This window comes from Synechococcus sp. W70.1 (genome assembly GCF_047461515.1).
Classification (GTDB): Bacteria; Cyanobacteriota; Cyanobacteriia; order Thermostichales; family Thermostichaceae; genus Thermostichus.
Window position 1 is genome coordinate 71,332 of the sequence record NZ_JANSHH010000035.1, and the last position, 15,229, is coordinate 86,560.

A 15,229-nucleotide genomic window follows, 5' to 3' on the forward strand; every position below is an offset into this window, starting at 1 on the left:
TTGCGTTAGCAGGGCGGAGCGCTGGCAACTACTCGACGGGGCGGCCCCGATACATCAACCGGTACTTTGCCGGCTGGGTCTCAGCCTTTTGCTCCTGGTGTTCTTCTGCTGCCTCAGGCAGAGAAGAAACGGGCTTGCCACTCCCCAGACCTGCCTGCTCGAGAGCGGTATAGAGGGCTTGCACATCGATGGGAAGAGGCCAGCCGGCGGCTTTGTACACTTGCTCAAGGGGAGGGAGGATGTCGTCCGCCTCTGCCAAGCCTGGGATCATCTCTGCTGCTCCCTGGGAGATGGCCCAACGTCGCTCAGCAGGTTCGATGGGGCGCCGAGGATGGTGGGTGAGGATCACAGGGACAGCCGGGAGCCTGCTCCGGCACTCTCGGCAGAAGGCGTAGGGGTTAAAGAGTCCCGTTGTTATATCCACTACCATCAAGTCTAGGGGCTGGCATTGCGTTGCTGCCACTTCCGCCAGATCTGGCCGCGGCGAAATGAGCACCACCCTATGCTGCTGAGACTCCAGCGCCAACTTCCAGAGCTGCGCTTGGAAGGGCTGGCCCTGAGCTACCAGGACGGTCTTAGTCACGGCAAGGGGGAATACGTAAGCAAAATGGGAAGTCAAAACCTGTACCACTTAGCTTGCTTTCCTAGCCCTGCTTGCAGTGCAGAATAGCCTTGCCAAAGGGAGAAAGTAGTAGCTGGGTATACAGGCGCCGTGCCCCTCTTCTACCTTGCGAAAGCAGCTCTAGCGCCTGTCCGGCCCAGGCCAGCTAACTTCCCCTTCGGTTTCGGATTCCAGTTCGGCCTGCAGGGCCTGCCACTCCTCCAGCGAGAAAGAGCGGAGTTTCTCTTCAATTTGCTGCCTTTCGAAACTGGCCCACTGGGCCTTCAGAGTCATCTCGCCGCTTAGAACCCGCCTCAGGTAACTCACCGTCCAGCCCAGGCACCCCAGCATAAACGCCGCACTCGACACCTGCTGTGCCGTTCCCGTGTCTAGGCCGGCCCAAAGCAACAGACCGTAAAGAACGCCTCCCCCCAGCAGCAGGGCCAGGCCAATGCTGAGGATATCTCGTCTGCGCATAGCTCGAGGGCTCTAGAGGGAACGCGGCTTAGGCCGAAACGTCATGAAGGGGGCTACCAACACCATGCCGGGGAAGAAAAACAAGACCAGGAAAAACATCAACACCTTTTCCCAGGCGCCGCTGCAGTTCCAGCGCTTGTCCACGTACACCAAAGACAAAAACGGCAGCACCAGCAGGTAAAGAGCTGCTAGAGCACCATAAGTTGCCCAAACTAGCCAGGTGGTAGAAGCCATGGTGAGCTTGCCCCAGAACCTAGTACTGCCCATTCTACTCTTGGGAGAGGTCGCCAGCTCAAGGCTGCCTACAGGCTGGCGCTAATGGCCCCAACCGGACAGGTGGGAATGCACTGTTCGCACATGACGCAGCGGTTGCGCCGGAACTCTAGCTTCCAGTCAGGAGCTGAAATCTTCAGGGCTTCGGTAGGGCAGACTCCCGTGCACAAGCCGCAGTCTACACACAAATCCGGGTCAATCTGAATTTCCTTGGTCTGGTCAGCCACCTCGATCCCCAGCGACTGCACCCACTCCAGCCCTGCTTCCACTTGGTCGATATCTCCGGAGAGCTCCACCACGAGGGTGCCCACTTCATTGGGACTGACCCTAGCGCGCAGGATGTTGGCCGCCACGTCGAAGTCTTTGGCCAGGCGGTAGGTAACAGGCACGTTCACCAAGTGCCGCGGGAAGATCAACGTTACTCGTTTGCGCACGGAATCTCAGACTGTGGGTTGAGCATTGGCCAGGAAGCCTCGCTTTTCAGTATGGCAAGGCCTCTTCCTGCAGGGGTAGAACCTCTCCGGTTGGAAGCTCCAAGAGGTACCCCGGAGCCTGCCACAATAGGAGCAGAGCGTTCTTTGAACCCCATGGACTCAGCCCGGCCCTGCCTCAACTCCGAGCACTACCGACAGATGTTGGTGCGCGATGGCGAGCGGCGCTTCCGCGAGTGGCACACCGCTTTTCTCAACTACCAGCGGCAATTTTTACGCGAGATGGAGCGACTGCGTCTTCGGTATTCTTCAAATCGCTAGGTAATGCCTACGGCTATCCCTTCGGTCTCTTCTTGCCCCGACTCTTCCCTCCGCCAGGAAACCTTGGAACTGTTGGAGTGGCCCCGCCTCTGTCAGCAGCTAGCCACTTTTGCGGCTACACCTCTGGGCCGTCGCGCCTGTCTGGAGCTGGATCCCTGGCGTAGCCGCGAGGAGAGCGAGGCCTACCTTGACCAGACCGAGGAAGCTATACAGCTGGATCGCAGCCAGCCGGGAGGGGTTTCCCTGGAGGGGATCCACAACTTGCTGCCGGCCCTGGAACGGGTCGAACGAGGGGGTGTCCTGAGCGGGGAAGAGCTGATCCAGATTGCCACAACCCTGGGAACTGCTCGCCGCCTTCGTCGCCTCATCGATGAGCAGGAGCACCTACCCCGCCTGCAAGAGTGGGTGAGCAGCCTGCGCACCTACCCTGAGCTGGAGCAGGAGATCTTCCGCTGTCTGGACGAGCACGGCGAGGTGAGAGATAGCGCCAGCCCAGCCCTTGCCGACCTGCGCCGTCAGCACCGCCTTTTTCGCAGCCAGATCCAGGAACGCCTGCAAGAGGTGATGAGCCAGTGCCCACAGGCGCTGCAGGATACCCTGATTGGCCAGCGGCAGGGACGTTTTGTGCTGATGGTGAAGGCCACCCACCGGGATCTCATCCGCGGCCTTGTCCACGACAGCTCTGCCAGTGGGGCTACCCTCTATGTAGAGCCTTATGCGGTGGTGGAGCTGGGCAACCGCTTGCGAGAAACCGAGGCTCGCCTCCGGGCGGAGGAGGAGCGAATCTTGGCGGCGCTCTCGGCCCAGGTGGGAGCCGTGGCTGCCGACTTGGAGCACCTGCAAGCGGTGATGGTGAGGCTGGAGGTAGCCCTGGCTCGCGCCCGCTATAGCCTTTGGTTGGAGGGCAACCGTCCGCAGTTTGTTGCCGGTGGATTGCGCCTGCGCCGGGTTAGACACCCTTTGCTGTGGTGGCAGGCCCGTCAAGAGGGCAAGGGCCTAGACGTGGTGCCCATCGATTTCACCCTCCCCGAGTCTATTCGTGCTGTGGTCATCACTGGCCCTAACACCGGTGGCAAAACCGTTGCCTTGAAGACGCTGGGCCTGTTGGTGCTGATGGCCAAAGCAGGGATCTTCCTGCCAGCTCAAGATCCGCCCCAACTGCCTTGGTTTGACGGGGTCTATGCCGACATCGGTGACGAGCAATCGCTGGAGCAAAACCTCTCCACTTTCTCGGGCCACATCCATCGGATTAGCCGCATTGTGCAAGCTCTGCAATCCAGTCCAGCGCCGGCCCTTGTTCTGCTGGACGAGGTGGGGGCGGGCACGGATCCCACCGAAGGCGCTGCCCTAGCGGCTGGGCTATTGGAGTATCTCTCGGAAAAGGCCCTGCTGACTCTGGCCACCACCCACTACGGCGAGCTGAAGGCCCTCAAGTACCAGCACCCCGGCTTTGAAAATGCCTCGGTGGAGTTTGACGAGGCCACCCTGGCTCCTACCTATCGCCTGTTGTGGGGGATCCCGGGCCGCTCCAACGCCTTGACCATTGCCCAGCGGCTGCAGTTGGATCCGGAGATCCTGCGGCGGGCCCAGCGGCGTCTGCAGGGAGAAAGCCAAGTGGATAAGGTCATCGCTGGGTTGGAAGCGCAGCGGGCTCAATTGGAAGAGCGGGCAGCCCAGGTGGGATCCCTGCACCAAGAGCTAGAGACCCTCTACCGCCAAATGCAAGAGCGCAGCCGGCGGCTGGCCGAGCGGGAGGCCCAACTGGAATACCAGCAGCGCCAGGGGCTGGAAACTCTGCTAGCTACTGCCCGCCGAGAAGTGGCTGCTGCCATTCGCAAGCTGCAACAGGGGGACGCTCCTCAACAGGTAGCCGCCCATCTCGAGCAAATCCGCAAGCGCTACTTGCCGGCGCCTCAACCTGTGGACACGGAGTTTGTGCCGGAGGTGGGGGACCGGGTGCGGCTGCGGGGGCTGGGACAAACGGGAGAGGTCATTGCCGTCGAAGGAGAGGTGTATGTGGTGCGCAGCGGCCTCCTCAAGTTCACCGTGCCAAGGGCCCAGTTGGATCCCCTCGATGAACACCAGGCTAAGCAGCGCCAACGCCCCAAGGCTCCACCTCCCCCGCCACCAGCCACCGCCCCCCTTAACCTGCGCACCAGCCACAACACCCTTGATCTAAGGGGGAAAACCGTGGCTGAGGCCGAGGCTATTCTCGAAGCGCACTTGGCCCAGGCACCTCCTGGTCCCGTTTGGATCATCCACGGCCACGGCACGGGTCGCCTCAGGGCGGGTATCCGGGCCTATCTCCAAAATCACCCGCGCGTTCAGAGTTTTGCCGCGGCGGCTCCCCAGGAGGGAGGAAGCGGCGTAACCGTGGCCCAGTTGCGCTAGCAAGGAGCAGGGGGATCCCCCAAGCCTCTAGCGGAGCTCGATACTCCCAGGCCTTTGCTTATCAACGGAATCTTCCCCTGCCCCCCAAAACGGCTACCCTCAGAGCAGCTAGGCGAACTCTCAGCTCCTGGAGCAACCTCAGAACAAAAGGTTACAAAGGGGATAAAGGTAAGCCCTGTTGCCCCAGAAGTAGCAGCTCTGGGGAAAGCTTAGGGCGAACCCAACGCCTCTGTCGGTATTTTGCAGCTTTCCTTGCCAGGCAGTCCACCCCAGCGAGGTTAATTAAATTGTCAAAAAGTCAAAAATTATCAATTCATCAATACGAAGCGTTAGGTAGACTAAAGGTTCATTTAGATTGGTATCTCAGTCCTCAACAGGAATCTACCGGTTGCTTGGCAGTCTGCTTTGAGATACGGGTTAACTAGATTCTTTTGAGCGGCCATGAAACTTGAACTGACTCCCCGCCAGCGGAAGATTCTCTGGGCGACAGTGCGCAGCTACATTGCAACGGCTGAACCTGTCGGTTCCAAGACTTTGGCTCAGTCGTATAACTTTGGGGTAAGCACAGCCACCATTCGCAACGACTTAGCCACTCTTGAGCAGGCGGGGTTGCTGTTCCAGCCCCACACCTCTGCCGGTCGGATCCCTTCCGACTTTGGCTATCGGGTTTATGTCAACGATTTGTTGACCTCCGTCGGCATGGAGGGGATCCCCGACGACGCTCCCCAGCCAGAGCCCCACCCTGCGCTGCAGCGGCTGTTGGATCAGGTTAGTCGCGAGCTGGGAGACGACCTCGACAGTTTCCTCCAGAGGGTGGCGCAGCTTCTGGCCCACGTGAGCGGCTGCATTGCCCTCATCACCCCACCTCAGGGGCCCCTTGTAGCCATTCACCACGTGCAGCTGCTGTCGGTAGGGCCGGGACGGGTGATGGTAGTGGTGGTTACCGATTCCTACCAAGCCCATTCAGCCCTGGTCAGCCCACCGGCATGGCCCGACAGCCGCTATGAGGATTTGGAAGACGAGCTGCAGCTACTGAGCAACTTTCTCACCCTCAAGCTGCGGGGCAAGACTTTTGCCGAGCTGCAGGATCTGAGCTGGCTAAAGCTAGACGAAGAGTTTCGCGCCTACAGCCAGTGGCTGCAGCAACTGCTGCGCTCAGTGGTCCAGCGCTACCTGCGGCCCTCTTTGGGGCCTGTGTTTAGCGCAGGCATGACAGAGCTGATGCGGCAGCCAGAGTTTTCTCAGACCCAACGGGTGCAAGCGGTGGCCCAGTTGATTGAGGCGGGATCCGAGCAACTGCAGGGGATGATTGGGCTCTATACTACCAGCCCCCCAGATTGCCAGATCTCTAGCGAGGCTACTCCTTCTGCCCCGCCCTCCTCTGGCGATCCCTTCCACACCATCCCGGTGGTCATCTACATTGGCAGCGAGAATCCGCTAGAGTCTCTGCGCCACTGCACGGTTATCGCCTCAGTCTACCGCCGTCGCTCGGCGCCGCTGGGGACGGTTACCGTGCTGGGGCCAACGCGGATGGCCTACGAGCGGAGCATTGCGGCGGTGCAGACGGTGGCCTCCCATCTCACGCGGGCTCTGGCCTAGGAAGTCTAGGTGCAAGTTCCCAAGAGCAATCGCCCACCGTGGCCAGACTCTCCCCTCTTCACCTACGCGTTCAGTGTGCCATCCGCGAGCGGCAACTGCTGCGCCCCGGCCAGCGGCTGCTAGTGGCCTTTTCCGGCGGGCAAGATTCTTTCTGTCTGCTCCAGATCCTGCGCGATCTGCAGCGGCGCTGGAACTGGCAAATCTTTGTCCTGCACTGTAACCACCGCTGGTCGGAGGATGAAACGACGTGTGCTTGCTTCTTGCAAGAGTGGCTGCAGCAGCAGGGCCTGCCTCATGCCATTGAAACTGCCGATCCCATCCGCTGGGATGAGGCGGGGGCCCGAGTTTGGCGCTACCAACAGCTGGACAAATGGGCGCGCACCTGGAATTGCGAGGCAGTGGTTACGGGACACACCGCCAGTGACCGCGCGGAGACGTTCTTGTGGAACCTGCTGCGGGGCACAGGGGCAGCTGGGCTAGCTAGCCTGGATTGGCGGCGGCGTTTGGACGAGCGGGATCCCTCCTCCGCCTGGCTGGTGCGGCCCCTCCTAGGCCTTTTCCGGTGGGAAACAGAGGAGTTTTGCCGGCAGTACCAGCTGCCGGTCTGGCCGGATCGCAGCAATCAAGATTTGGCGCACGGACGCAACCGGCTCCGCCTGGAGGTGATACCCTATCTCAAGCAGCACCTCAATCCCCAGGTGGAAAAAGCTCTGAACCGGGCCGCCATCTTGTTACAAGCAGAACATGAACTGGTGGTGGCCCAAGCCGCTCAGCTATGGCCGCAGGTGTATGAGCCGGCCCTGCCGGGGTTGCGGCGGGATCCCTTGCGAGCTGCTCCCCTTGCGCTGCAGCGGCAAGTCCTGTTTCAGTTCTTGTCCTTGCTGCTCCCCCATCACCCCACCTTTGAGCAGGTGGAAGCCGGGGTCCGGCTCCTCAAAGCAGGTCGCCGCAGCCGCAGCCCCGACTACCCCGGCGGTGGCTGGCTGGAGGTGAAGGAAGAGTACTTGGCTTGGGTTTCTCGCCCTTGCGCTTAACAGCAGCGCTAAAGCGCCCCGGAGCCACCCTGGCTTTCCTGCAAGCTGGCTACAGCCATGAGCATGCCCCGCGCTTTGTTCAAACATTCTTGGTACTCCCGCTCCGGCTCCGAGTCGGCCACAATGCCCGCCCCCGCCTGCACACTCACCTGGCCGCGGTGAACCAGGAGGGTGCGGATGGTGATGGCGGTGTTCAGTTGGCCGGCAAAGTCGTAGTAGCCGTAGGCGCCAGCGTAGGGGCCGCGGCGGCACCCTTCCAGTTCGTGGATAATCTGCATGGCGCGGATCTTAGGAGCGCCGGTAACCGTGCCCGCAGGAAAGGTGGCCCGCAGCAGATCCCAGGCGCTGTAGCGGGGATCCAACTGCCCCACCACGTTGCTGACAATGTGCATCACGTGGCTGTAGCGCTCAATCTGCATTAGGTCGTCCACCTGCACGGATCCCAGGCGGCAGACCCGGCCCAGGTCGTTGCGGGCCAAGTCCACCAGCATCACATGTTCCGCCCGCTCCTTGGGATCCGCCAACAGCTCCTGCTCCAACTGGCGGTCTTCGGCAGGGGTAGCGCCGCGAGGGCGGGTGCCGGCAATGGGACGAACGGTGGCAAGGCGCTCTTCCCCAACGCGGCTGAGCTTGACCATCACCTCTGGGCTGGAGCCGACAAGGCAAAGATCGCCAAACTGCAGAAATGCCATGTAGGGAGAGGGGTTAATGAGCCGCAGGGAGCGATAAAGCCGGAAGGGATCGCCGGCAAAGGGAGTGGTGAAGCGCTGCGAGAGCACAACCTGAAAGATCTCGCCGGCGCGGATGTATTCTTTGGCCCGCTCCACGGCCTGGCAGTAGGCGTCGCGGCTGAGAGTGCTGGGGGGGATCTGATCCGGCAGGTGGGGCTTCCAGTTGAGGCTGAGGTGGGATAGCGCCAGGGGGGCGCTGAGCTGCTGCACCAACTTTTCCACCCGCTGGCAGGCTTGGGCGTAGGCCTGCTCCGCCGGCTGCTGGCGCGTGTCGGCAAAGGCCACCACCCAGATCTTGCGCTTGACCTGGTCGAAGATGAGGATGCTGTCCACCTGCATCAGGATGGCGTCGGGAGGGTCCTCTGGTTGCAGGGGATAGATGGGCACCTTGGGCTCAATCCAGCGGATGAGCTCATAGCCCCAGTAGCCAAAGAGCCCGCCAATGCTGCTGGGCAACTCCGGCAGGTGCACCGGCTCATAGGGCTCTAGGCAGCGGGCCAAGATGGCAAAGGGATCCCCCCGATGCTGCTCCCGATGCCCATCGCGGTGGATTTGCCAAGCCTGATCCCCGCGCACCTCCAGCACCCACTGGGGATCGCAGCCGAGGAAGCTGTAGCGGGCCACCTGTTCCCCTCCCTCCACGGATTCCAGCAGAAAGTTGTAGGGCTGCCCGGCGCAGACGCGGTACCAGGCAGAGACAGGCGTTTCCAAATCCGCCACCCATTCCTGGTACACCGGGATGAAGTTGCCCTGACCCGTGAGGGCAAGAAACTCTTTCAGGGGAGGGTAAATCATGGCTTGCCAGGTGGGATCCCTGCTTTCCCCGACTGTATCCCACAGTGGATCCCTGGCAACAGGGCCGGAAACCACTAAGCTAGGAGCGGCTCTACTCTTGGGAAATCTTGGCCATGCAAATCCCATCGCAAGTCCTCCGCGAGCGCCTGCGCTTTCAGGGCCACAAGTACACCTTCGTCAGCCAGCGTCTGCGCTTTCCCAACGGCACAGAGGGGGAGCGGGAGTACCTCATCCACCCCGGGGGCGTGGTGGCTGTGCCAGTGACTGCCGAGGGCAAGTTTGTCTGCATTCGCCAGTATCGCTTTGCCGTCGCCTCCTACCTTTATGAATTTCCAGCGGGTACGGTCGAGCCGGGAGAACATCCAGACGAAACCATTCGCCGCGAGCTGGAGGAAGAAACCGGCCTGCGGGCCCACCGCTGGGATTCACTTGGCCAGTTTTATCTCTGCCCCGGCTATTCCAGCGAGATTATGTACGCCTATCTGGCGCGGGATCTGGAAGTGCTGGACTCTCCTCCGGCAAGGGATGAAGACGAAGACATTACTGTTGTCGAGTTTTCCCCGGCTGAACTTACCGAGAAAGCTCGTTTTGGCCTCGATTTGGACAGCAAATCCATTGCCTGCTTTTGGCGGGCTCAGCTGTTTTTGGCCTCGGAAAAGGGGGTCAGTGCCGCTGGGAGCTAATCCCCCGCAGCGAAAGAGGAGGACTACAGCAAGGTGGCAGCATGGCGGGCGGCCCCCCTCAAACCCACCTGCTCGTTAAGCACCACCTGCACCGACAGCTGTTCCAACAGCGGCCGCATTCGCCCTTTGTCCAAAAACGCCGCTAGAAACTCCCCCTGGCGCAACAGGGGCAAGAGCTTGGGGGCAATCCCACCGGCAAGGAACAGCCCACCCCGGGGCAATAGGTGCAGGGCAAAATTGCCAACAGCCGCTCCGTAGAGGCTAACAAACAGCCGCAAACACTCCATAGCTAGAGGATCCCGTCCCTCGAGGGCGGCATGAGCAATTTGGGCGGCTGGATCAATCCCACTGGCTCCTCTTTCCCAGGCAGCAACCTGGGCTAACCCTTGCTCCTCTCCCTGGGCCCGGCGACTATCCCGCAAAAACTGGTAGATGGCTACGATCCCCTGGCCGGAGACCACCCGCTCGGTGGAGACACGCCCGTATCGCTGTTGCAAATACTGCAGCAGCTCCCATTCCAGAGGAGTGCGCGGGGGAAAATCCACGTGGCCTCCCTCGCTGGGATAGACCTGGTAGCCGCCCTCTCCCCAGGTAAGGTAGGCCTGCCCCAGCCCCGTGCCCGCCCCTATGACGCCAATGGGTGCCCGCGGCTGCCGCTCCCCCGCTTGCAGAGTCTCCAGCTCCGCATCGTGCAGGGCTAGCACGCCATAGCCTACGGCGCTGAAGTCGTTGATCAAGGCCAGGCGCGGGATCCCCAGTTCTGCCGTCAACTGGCTTGAGTGCAAGCTCCAGGACAGGTTGGTGATTTTGGCCCTTTGTCCGCCGCTTTTCTCCTCCACCACTGGGCCGGCCACGGCAAAACAAGCAGCAGCCGGCTGCGGATCCCGCCCCAGCTCCTGCCGAGCTTGGGCCAGAAACTCCTGCACCAGGGGGGTAAGGCTGGAGTAATTTTGGCTGGCGTAGCGACGGCTGTAGAGGCTGTGCTCGGGATCCTCGGCCTTGACCAGACTGAGGCTGGTCTTGGTGCCCCCAACATCTCCGGCCAGCAGCAACTCCATGGGGCCTTCTCCGAGCAGCGCGCCCATTCCACCCTGCCATTTTCGGCAGGGCTCTGGCAATGGACGTCGGAATCCAGAGGTGGGAAGGTCTCTTGCCCATGCCAGGGTTACCCCGAGCTGGCTGGCGGAACCGGGGCTGGCTGCGTTGGGAGCCGCTCTGGCCCATGCTGAATTGGCGGCAACGCTTTGCCCGCCTTGGCACCTAGTTTGGCTCCCTCTGAGGCACGGCAGGAGTGGCGGCAGGCGACGCCGTTTGACCGGCTGGAGACGCAGCTGACGCAGGGGAGGGTGCCTCTGCTTGCCCAGGGGGCAAGAAGTCGACGACTTCCCACCCCTTGCCATCGGGGGAGCTAGAGGCCAACAGCCATCGCTCAGTTAGGCCTTGAGACCCCGCCGATTGGACTTGTTGGCGGGCCAAGGTGAGCTGAAAGGGATCGCCTTTGCGGCGGTAGGGGCGGCGGGATCCCGGTGGCTTCACCCTTAGAGTATAGGTGCCGCTGAGGTGGTGGATCTCTAGTTTTTCCCCGGTTGCTACCCGCAGCCCCGTCTCCCGGCGATCCCGGCGAATGCGGACATCCTGCACTTCCAGATGGGCTGCCAAGCGGTCACTGCCCACCAGCGAGGCTACTGGCTCCGACAGGTGAGCAATCTGGTAGGTCAGGGCCTGTTGGACAACAGACTGGGGTGGCCGGGGAGCACAGCCTGCTAGGAGCCCCAACAAGGCAAGGGCCAGGAGGTTGAGTAGACAACGCCTGCCACGGTTGCCTGCTGCTTTTGCCGTGGCCCTCTCCTTAGGCATCTCCTCTTCCCGGCAGCTTGGCCAAGTCTGTTAGACCATAGCAGCGTTGGGATGCTGCTTTAGGTATTCGGTATTAACTCCCGACTCGCGGGTGAGCGCCACTAGACCCGTGCGGGCAATCTCGCGAATGCCAAAGCTAGTCAACATTTTGATGATGGCCGCCATTTTGCCCGGATCCCCGGTGACTTCCAAAGTTAAAGACTCTTCCGCCACATCGACGATGCGGGCCCGGAACATCTGCGCCACGTCCATGATGGCAGAGCGAGTTTCGATGCTGGCATTGACCTTGACCAGCATCAGCTCCCGTTCTACACAGGGGACGTGGGTAATATCCGTTACTTTCAGAACCTCGATGAGCTTGTAGAGCTGCTTGGTTAGCTGCTCCACATCGTGCTCGTCTCCCTGCACCACCATGGTGATGCGGGAGATCCCAGGCCGTTCAGTAGGGCCAACGGTGAGGCTGTCGATATTGAAGCCCCGGCGGGCAAACATGCCGGCAATGCGGGTTAAGACGCCGGGCTGATCCTGCACAAGAGCGCTAAGGGTATGTCTCACGGCAACCGCAGAGGAGAGTGGCTGGAAGTAGGCGATGGCCTTGTACAAATCTTACGCCAATTCCGCAGCTGCCAGGAGGGATCCTCGAGCCTTGCCGAATTGAACTCAGCCGTGCTAAGGATCTCCCTCTTCATCCTGGAGTTGGCGCAAAGCGCGCTGCACCTGCTCTTGCAGAACCCGGTTGTGGCGCTGGTGGCCAAGGTGCAAGGCGGCTTGCCAGCTGGCAATGGCGGTCTTGAGGTCTCCCATATTCCGGTAGGCCAGTCCCCTTGCGTAGAGGCCGTACTCGTCGGCAAGGTCAAGGGGAATGCCGTTGGCCTCTAGGCGAAAGGCCTGGTCATAGTCGTCGAGGGCTGCCCTAAGCTCCCCCAGCTCGTAGAGCAGATTGCCCCTGAGGTAGAGAGCGCAGGGCTGGCCGGGCTCTGCCTCTAGGCTACAGCTGAGGTCGGCAATCGCTTCGAGGTAGCGATCGGCCCAGGCGTAGGCGATCCCCCGCCGGTAGTAATGGGCTGGGCAGGGATCCCAGCGGATGGCCTGGGACCAGTCGGCTACAGCCGCCTCCCACTCCCCCAGGTAGCCGTACACCTGAGCACGGCAGGTATAGGCGGGCGCCCAGGTGGGATCCCGCGCAACTGCCTCATCCAAGTGAGCCAGCGCTGAAGGTAGGGATCCCTGCTGCAGGTACAGCTCAGCCAGACGGAGATGGTAAGTAGGGCTGGGATGCAGCCGTACTAGCTTGGTCAACTCGGCGGTTGCCCCTTGCAGATCCCCTCGCGCTTGGTAAATGAGGCTGCGGTAGAAACAGGGTTCTGGGCGACGGGGGATCAACTGGGCAGCCTGGTCGAAGTCTTCCAGGGCCTGGGCAAGCTGACCCAGTTCGAGGCGGATCTGTCCCCGCAGGAGGTAGGCGTTGGCTAGACGGGGATCCCGTTGCAGCGCCAGGGTAAGCTGCTGCAGGGCCCCTAGCAGATCCCGGTTGAGCCACCGTTCGCGAGCGCGGTTGTAGGCCAAGATGGCCGGGCGAGTAAAGGCAGAAATCGCCGCTGCGCTGGCCAGGCCCATCACCGCCAAGAGGCGATCCTGGTGCCAACTGGCCAGGCTCCCCAGCAGCAAGGCAGCGGCAACCCCAAGGCGCAGGCCAGCAGAGGTGTAGGCTTTGAGCATGGTATTCCGCCGCCCTGAAAGACCTGCGAAACGATAACAAAATTTATGGCAGGGCATGGCTTGCCGCGTTTCTGCCTTCTTCCTGCTTCCACGACCTGTAGCTGGTAGTAACTCTACACCTACCAGCCGGCTAGGGGGGTCTCCACAGACGTCACTTCCTGTCGAGCTGACGGGAGTTGCCCCTTGCTCTTGATGCCAACCTTAGCTTAGGCAAAATACCTACCGAAGAGAGGTAGCTGCCGGCCCACTAGCTCAGCTACTCCACGTTAAGTCAGAAGATTTGTTGGCAACGCTGTCCAGTGTGCCACAAAAGTAGCAAAGTGCTCCGCACCCCTGTTGCGAACGAGAGCCCCCTGCTCTGGTATCCTGACACCCGCCCGGTAAAACGCTGGCCAGAGGAGGAGATGGGCGTCAAACTGACGGTGGTATCTACCCAAAGGCAGCAGTGGAAGACAAGTCGAGGACTGGCTTGGGCCGGCAGCCTTTACAGAATAGCCAGAGCAGCCGGCAACTTGCCCGCTGGCGCCGCCACCGAACTAAGGAACGGCAGCTGGCGTGGCTTTGGGAGGATCGGATCCCGACGGCCCGACAACTGGACTTTCGCCTTGCGGCGGTGGGCTTGGCTTTGGCCGTCGCTTTCTTGGGAGCGGGGGCGCGTTTGGTTTACTTGCAACACTACCAAGGGCCAACCCTACAGCAGCGGGCCGAGGCTCAGCAGCGGGCCCACCTCCGACCCTTCCTCCCTCGCCGTTCGATCGTGGATCGCCACTCCGTAGCTCGGCAGCAGGCGGAGCTGTTGGCCGTAGATCGCCCTGCCTATACCCTTTGGGCCCATCCCCGCCTTTTCGGCAAGCGCACTCCGCAGGAGATTGCCACGGCTCTAGCCCCTCTGCTGCGGCGGCCAGTTGAGCAATTGACCCAGCAGTTGTCGGCTAACCATGCGGTGCGGCTGGAGCGCTGGCTGGCGCCAGAAGTGGCGGAGCAAATTCAGGCTCTGTACCTGGACGGCCTGGAGCTGGTGAGCGAGCGGCAGCGGGTTTATCCCCAAAAGGAGATGGCTGCCGAGGTGGTGGGCTATGTGGATTTAGACCACCGCGGCCAGGCAGGAGTGGAATATTCTCAACAGGCACTGCTGGAGCGGACAGTTCAGCCAGTTACCATTCCCCGAGATGGCTACGGCCAGTTGTTGGCTGCCGAGGTGCCGGAAAGGCTGCTGCAATCCGGCGAGACGGTGCTGCAACTGACCTTAGACATGCGCCTGCAGCGGGCTGCCCGCGCTGCTTTGAAAGCCCAGATGGAACGGTTTCAGGCGCTGCGGGGCACGGTGATTGTTTTGCAGCCCCACACTGGCGAGATCCTCGCCTTGGTGAGCGAGCCCACCTACGATCCCAACCGCTACTTCGAGTACGACCCTGCCCTTTTTCGCAACTGGGCCGTTACAGACTTGTACGAGCCGGGATCCACCTTCAAGCCTATCAACATCGCCATTGGGCTCGATGCCGGGGCCTTCGCCGCCAACGAGCGGGTTTACGACGCAGGGCGGATCTGGATTGGCCGCTGGCCCATCCAAAACCACGACTACCGCCAGCGGGGTGCCCATGGCTGGCTAAGCGTTACCGAGATTCTGCGCCTGTCCAGCAACGTGGGCATGGTGCACCTGATGCAAAAGCTGGATCCCCGCCAGTACCACCATGCCCTCCTACGGCTGGGATTGAACGACCGCAGCGGTGTCGATCTGCCCTTCGAGCCGCCCAGCCGCCTAAAGCCCCTGCGGCAATTTGTAACCGTGCCAGTGGAGCGGGCCACCGTCGCCTTTGGCCAGGGATTGGCTCTCACTCCTCTGCAGCTAGCCACCTTGCACTGCATCATCGCCAACGGCGGGTTAAAGGTGCGGCCCCATGTGGTGCGCGGCCTAGTGGAGAGGGATACCGACACCCTGGTTTGGGGCCCCTCCCGGCCAGCGCCAGTGCGGGTGCTCTCGGAAGAGGCCACGCTGGCAGTGCGCATCCAGATGCGGGATGTGGTGGACTTTGGCACTGGGCAGTCGGCCAAGATCGAGGGGTATGAGATTGGCGGTAAAACGGGCACAGCCCAGAAAGTTGGGCCGCAAGGGAGCTACTTGCCCGGCAAGCGCATCACCAGTTTTGTGGCCTATTTCCCAGCCCTTCGTCCTCAGTATGTGATTTTGGCTGTGATCGACGAGCCAAAGGGGGAAGATGCCTTTGGATCGACGACAGCAGCTCCCGTGGTTCGCTCGGTGATCCAGGAGATCATTGCCCTAGAAGGGATCCGCCCCAATTCCCCATAGGAAAAGGCT

Annotated in this window: 15 protein-coding genes; 6 read left to right on the forward strand and 9 right to left on the reverse strand. The window is 61.5% G+C overall.

Annotation, left to right across the window (positions count from 1 at the left end):
• Positions 1-28: 28 nt before the first annotated feature.
• The 4 genes from NW808_RS10695 to NW808_RS10710 form a co-directional block, all read right to left on the reverse strand.
• Positions 29-583 carry a response regulator gene (locus NW808_RS10695; RefSeq protein WP_414421175.1) on the reverse strand — a complete coding sequence of 185 codons (555 nt, stop codon included), beginning with the start codon at positions 581-583 and terminating at the stop codon, positions 29-31.
• A gap of 159 nt (positions 584-742) precedes the next feature.
• Entirely contained in the window at positions 743-1,078 is a 336-nt protein-coding gene (locus NW808_RS10700) for a DUF3007 family protein (protein WP_414421176.1), read from the reverse strand.
• Between the two features lie 12 nt (positions 1,079-1,090).
• A complete protein-coding gene (ndhL, locus tag NW808_RS10705) occupies positions 1,091-1,312 on the reverse strand; it encodes an NAD(P)H-quinone oxidoreductase subunit L (RefSeq protein WP_414393511.1) in 222 nt (73 codons plus the stop codon).
• Between the two features lie 68 nt (positions 1,313-1,380).
• Positions 1,381-1,785, reverse strand: a complete 405-nt coding sequence (locus NW808_RS10710) for an NIL domain-containing protein (protein ID WP_414393509.1) — start codon at positions 1,783-1,785, stop codon at positions 1,381-1,383.
• 153 nt (positions 1,786-1,938) lie between these two features.
• Here NW808_RS10710 and NW808_RS10715 point away from each other — a divergent pair, with 153 nt between their 5' ends.
• From NW808_RS10715 to tilS, 4 genes are all read left to right on the forward strand, one after another.
• Complete coding sequence (locus tag NW808_RS10715) at positions 1,939-2,103, forward strand: hypothetical protein (protein ID WP_414393508.1); 165 nt, start codon at positions 1,939-1,941, stop codon at positions 2,101-2,103.
• Between the two features lie 3 nt (positions 2,104-2,106).
• Positions 2,107-4,494 carry an endonuclease MutS2 gene (locus NW808_RS10720; protein WP_414421177.1) on the forward strand — a complete coding sequence of 796 codons (2,388 nt, stop codon included), beginning with the start codon at positions 2,107-2,109 and terminating at the stop codon, positions 4,492-4,494.
• Positions 4,495-4,935: 441 nt separating this feature from the next.
• Positions 4,936-6,093, forward strand: a complete 1,158-nt coding sequence (gene hrcA, locus NW808_RS10725; RefSeq protein WP_414421178.1) for a heat-inducible transcriptional repressor HrcA — start codon at positions 4,936-4,938, stop codon at positions 6,091-6,093.
• 38 nt (positions 6,094-6,131) lie between these two features.
• A complete protein-coding gene (tilS, locus tag NW808_RS10730) occupies positions 6,132-7,127 on the forward strand; it encodes a tRNA lysidine(34) synthetase TilS (protein WP_414421179.1) in 996 nt (331 codons plus the stop codon).
• 8 nt (positions 7,128-7,135) lie between these two features.
• On the opposite strand, the gene trpE is transcribed toward tilS, so the two are convergent.
• Positions 7,136-8,653 (reverse strand): anthranilate synthase component I, encoded by a 1,518-nt coding sequence (gene trpE, locus NW808_RS10735; RefSeq protein ID WP_414421180.1) that lies wholly within the window; start codon positions 8,651-8,653, stop codon positions 7,136-7,138.
• 113 nt (positions 8,654-8,766) lie between these two features.
• Between trpE and NW808_RS10740 the strand changes: the two genes are divergently transcribed.
• A complete protein-coding gene (locus NW808_RS10740; protein ID WP_414405538.1) occupies positions 8,767-9,336 on the forward strand; it encodes an NUDIX hydrolase in 570 nt (189 codons plus the stop codon).
• 23 nt (positions 9,337-9,359) lie between these two features.
• Here the strand turns inward: NW808_RS10740 and NW808_RS10745 are convergent, their stop codons facing one another.
• The 4 genes from NW808_RS10745 to NW808_RS10760 form a co-directional block, all read right to left on the reverse strand.
• Positions 9,360-10,394 carry a glucokinase gene (locus tag NW808_RS10745; protein ID WP_414421181.1) on the reverse strand — a complete coding sequence of 345 codons (1,035 nt, stop codon included), beginning with the start codon at positions 10,392-10,394 and terminating at the stop codon, positions 9,360-9,362.
• A gap of 202 nt (positions 10,395-10,596) precedes the next feature.
• Positions 10,597-11,193, reverse strand: a complete 597-nt coding sequence (locus NW808_RS10750) for a hypothetical protein (protein WP_414421182.1) — start codon at positions 11,191-11,193, stop codon at positions 10,597-10,599.
• A 30-nt stretch (positions 11,194-11,223) separates the two neighbouring features.
• Positions 11,224-11,748, reverse strand: a complete 525-nt coding sequence (gene ilvN / locus NW808_RS10755) for an acetolactate synthase small subunit (RefSeq protein WP_414405579.1) — start codon at positions 11,746-11,748, stop codon at positions 11,224-11,226.
• A 114-nt stretch (positions 11,749-11,862) separates the two neighbouring features.
• Complete coding sequence (locus NW808_RS10760) at positions 11,863-12,912, reverse strand: tetratricopeptide repeat protein (RefSeq protein ID WP_414421183.1); 1,050 nt, start codon at positions 12,910-12,912, stop codon at positions 11,863-11,865.
• A gap of 469 nt (positions 12,913-13,381) precedes the next feature.
• On the opposite strand from NW808_RS10760, the gene NW808_RS10765 reads away from it, so the two are divergent.
• Positions 13,382-15,220, forward strand: coding sequence for a peptidoglycan D,D-transpeptidase FtsI family protein (locus NW808_RS10765; protein WP_414421184.1), 1,839 nt, complete (start codon positions 13,382-13,384; stop codon positions 15,218-15,220).
• Positions 15,221-15,229 lie beyond the last annotated feature (9 nt).

What these genes read in the sequence shown, in the direction of transcription:
- NW808_RS10715 (WP_414393508.1), top strand. Translation starts at nt 1,939, where the DNA reads ATGGACTCAGCCCGGCCCTGCCTCAACTCCGAGCACTACCGACAGATG.
- ndhL (WP_414393511.1), bottom strand. Translation starts at nt 1,312, where the DNA reads ATGGCTTCTACCACCTGGCTAGTTTGGGCAACTTATGGTGCTCTAGCA.
- NW808_RS10740 (WP_414405538.1), top strand. Translation starts at nt 8,767, where the DNA reads ATGCAAATCCCATCGCAAGTCCTCCGCGAGCGCCTGCGCTTTCAGGGC.
- trpE (WP_414421180.1), bottom strand. Translation starts at nt 8,653, where the DNA reads ATGATTTACCCTCCCCTGAAAGAGTTTCTTGCCCTCACGGGTCAGGGC.
- NW808_RS10720 (WP_414421177.1), top strand. Translation starts at nt 2,107, where the DNA reads ATGCCTACGGCTATCCCTTCGGTCTCTTCTTGCCCCGACTCTTCCCTC.
- NW808_RS10745 (WP_414421181.1), bottom strand. Translation starts at nt 10,394, where the DNA reads ATGGAGTTGCTGCTGGCCGGAGATGTTGGGGGCACCAAGACCAGCCTC.
- NW808_RS10750 (WP_414421182.1), bottom strand. Translation starts at nt 11,193, where the DNA reads ATGCCTAAGGAGAGGGCCACGGCAAAAGCAGCAGGCAACCGTGGCAGG.
- NW808_RS10760 (WP_414421183.1), bottom strand. Translation starts at nt 12,912, where the DNA reads ATGCTCAAAGCCTACACCTCTGCTGGCCTGCGCCTTGGGGTTGCCGCT.
- NW808_RS10700 (WP_414421176.1), bottom strand. Translation starts at nt 1,078, where the DNA reads ATGCGCAGACGAGATATCCTCAGCATTGGCCTGGCCCTGCTGCTGGGG.
- hrcA (WP_414421178.1), top strand. Translation starts at nt 4,936, where the DNA reads ATGAAACTTGAACTGACTCCCCGCCAGCGGAAGATTCTCTGGGCGACA.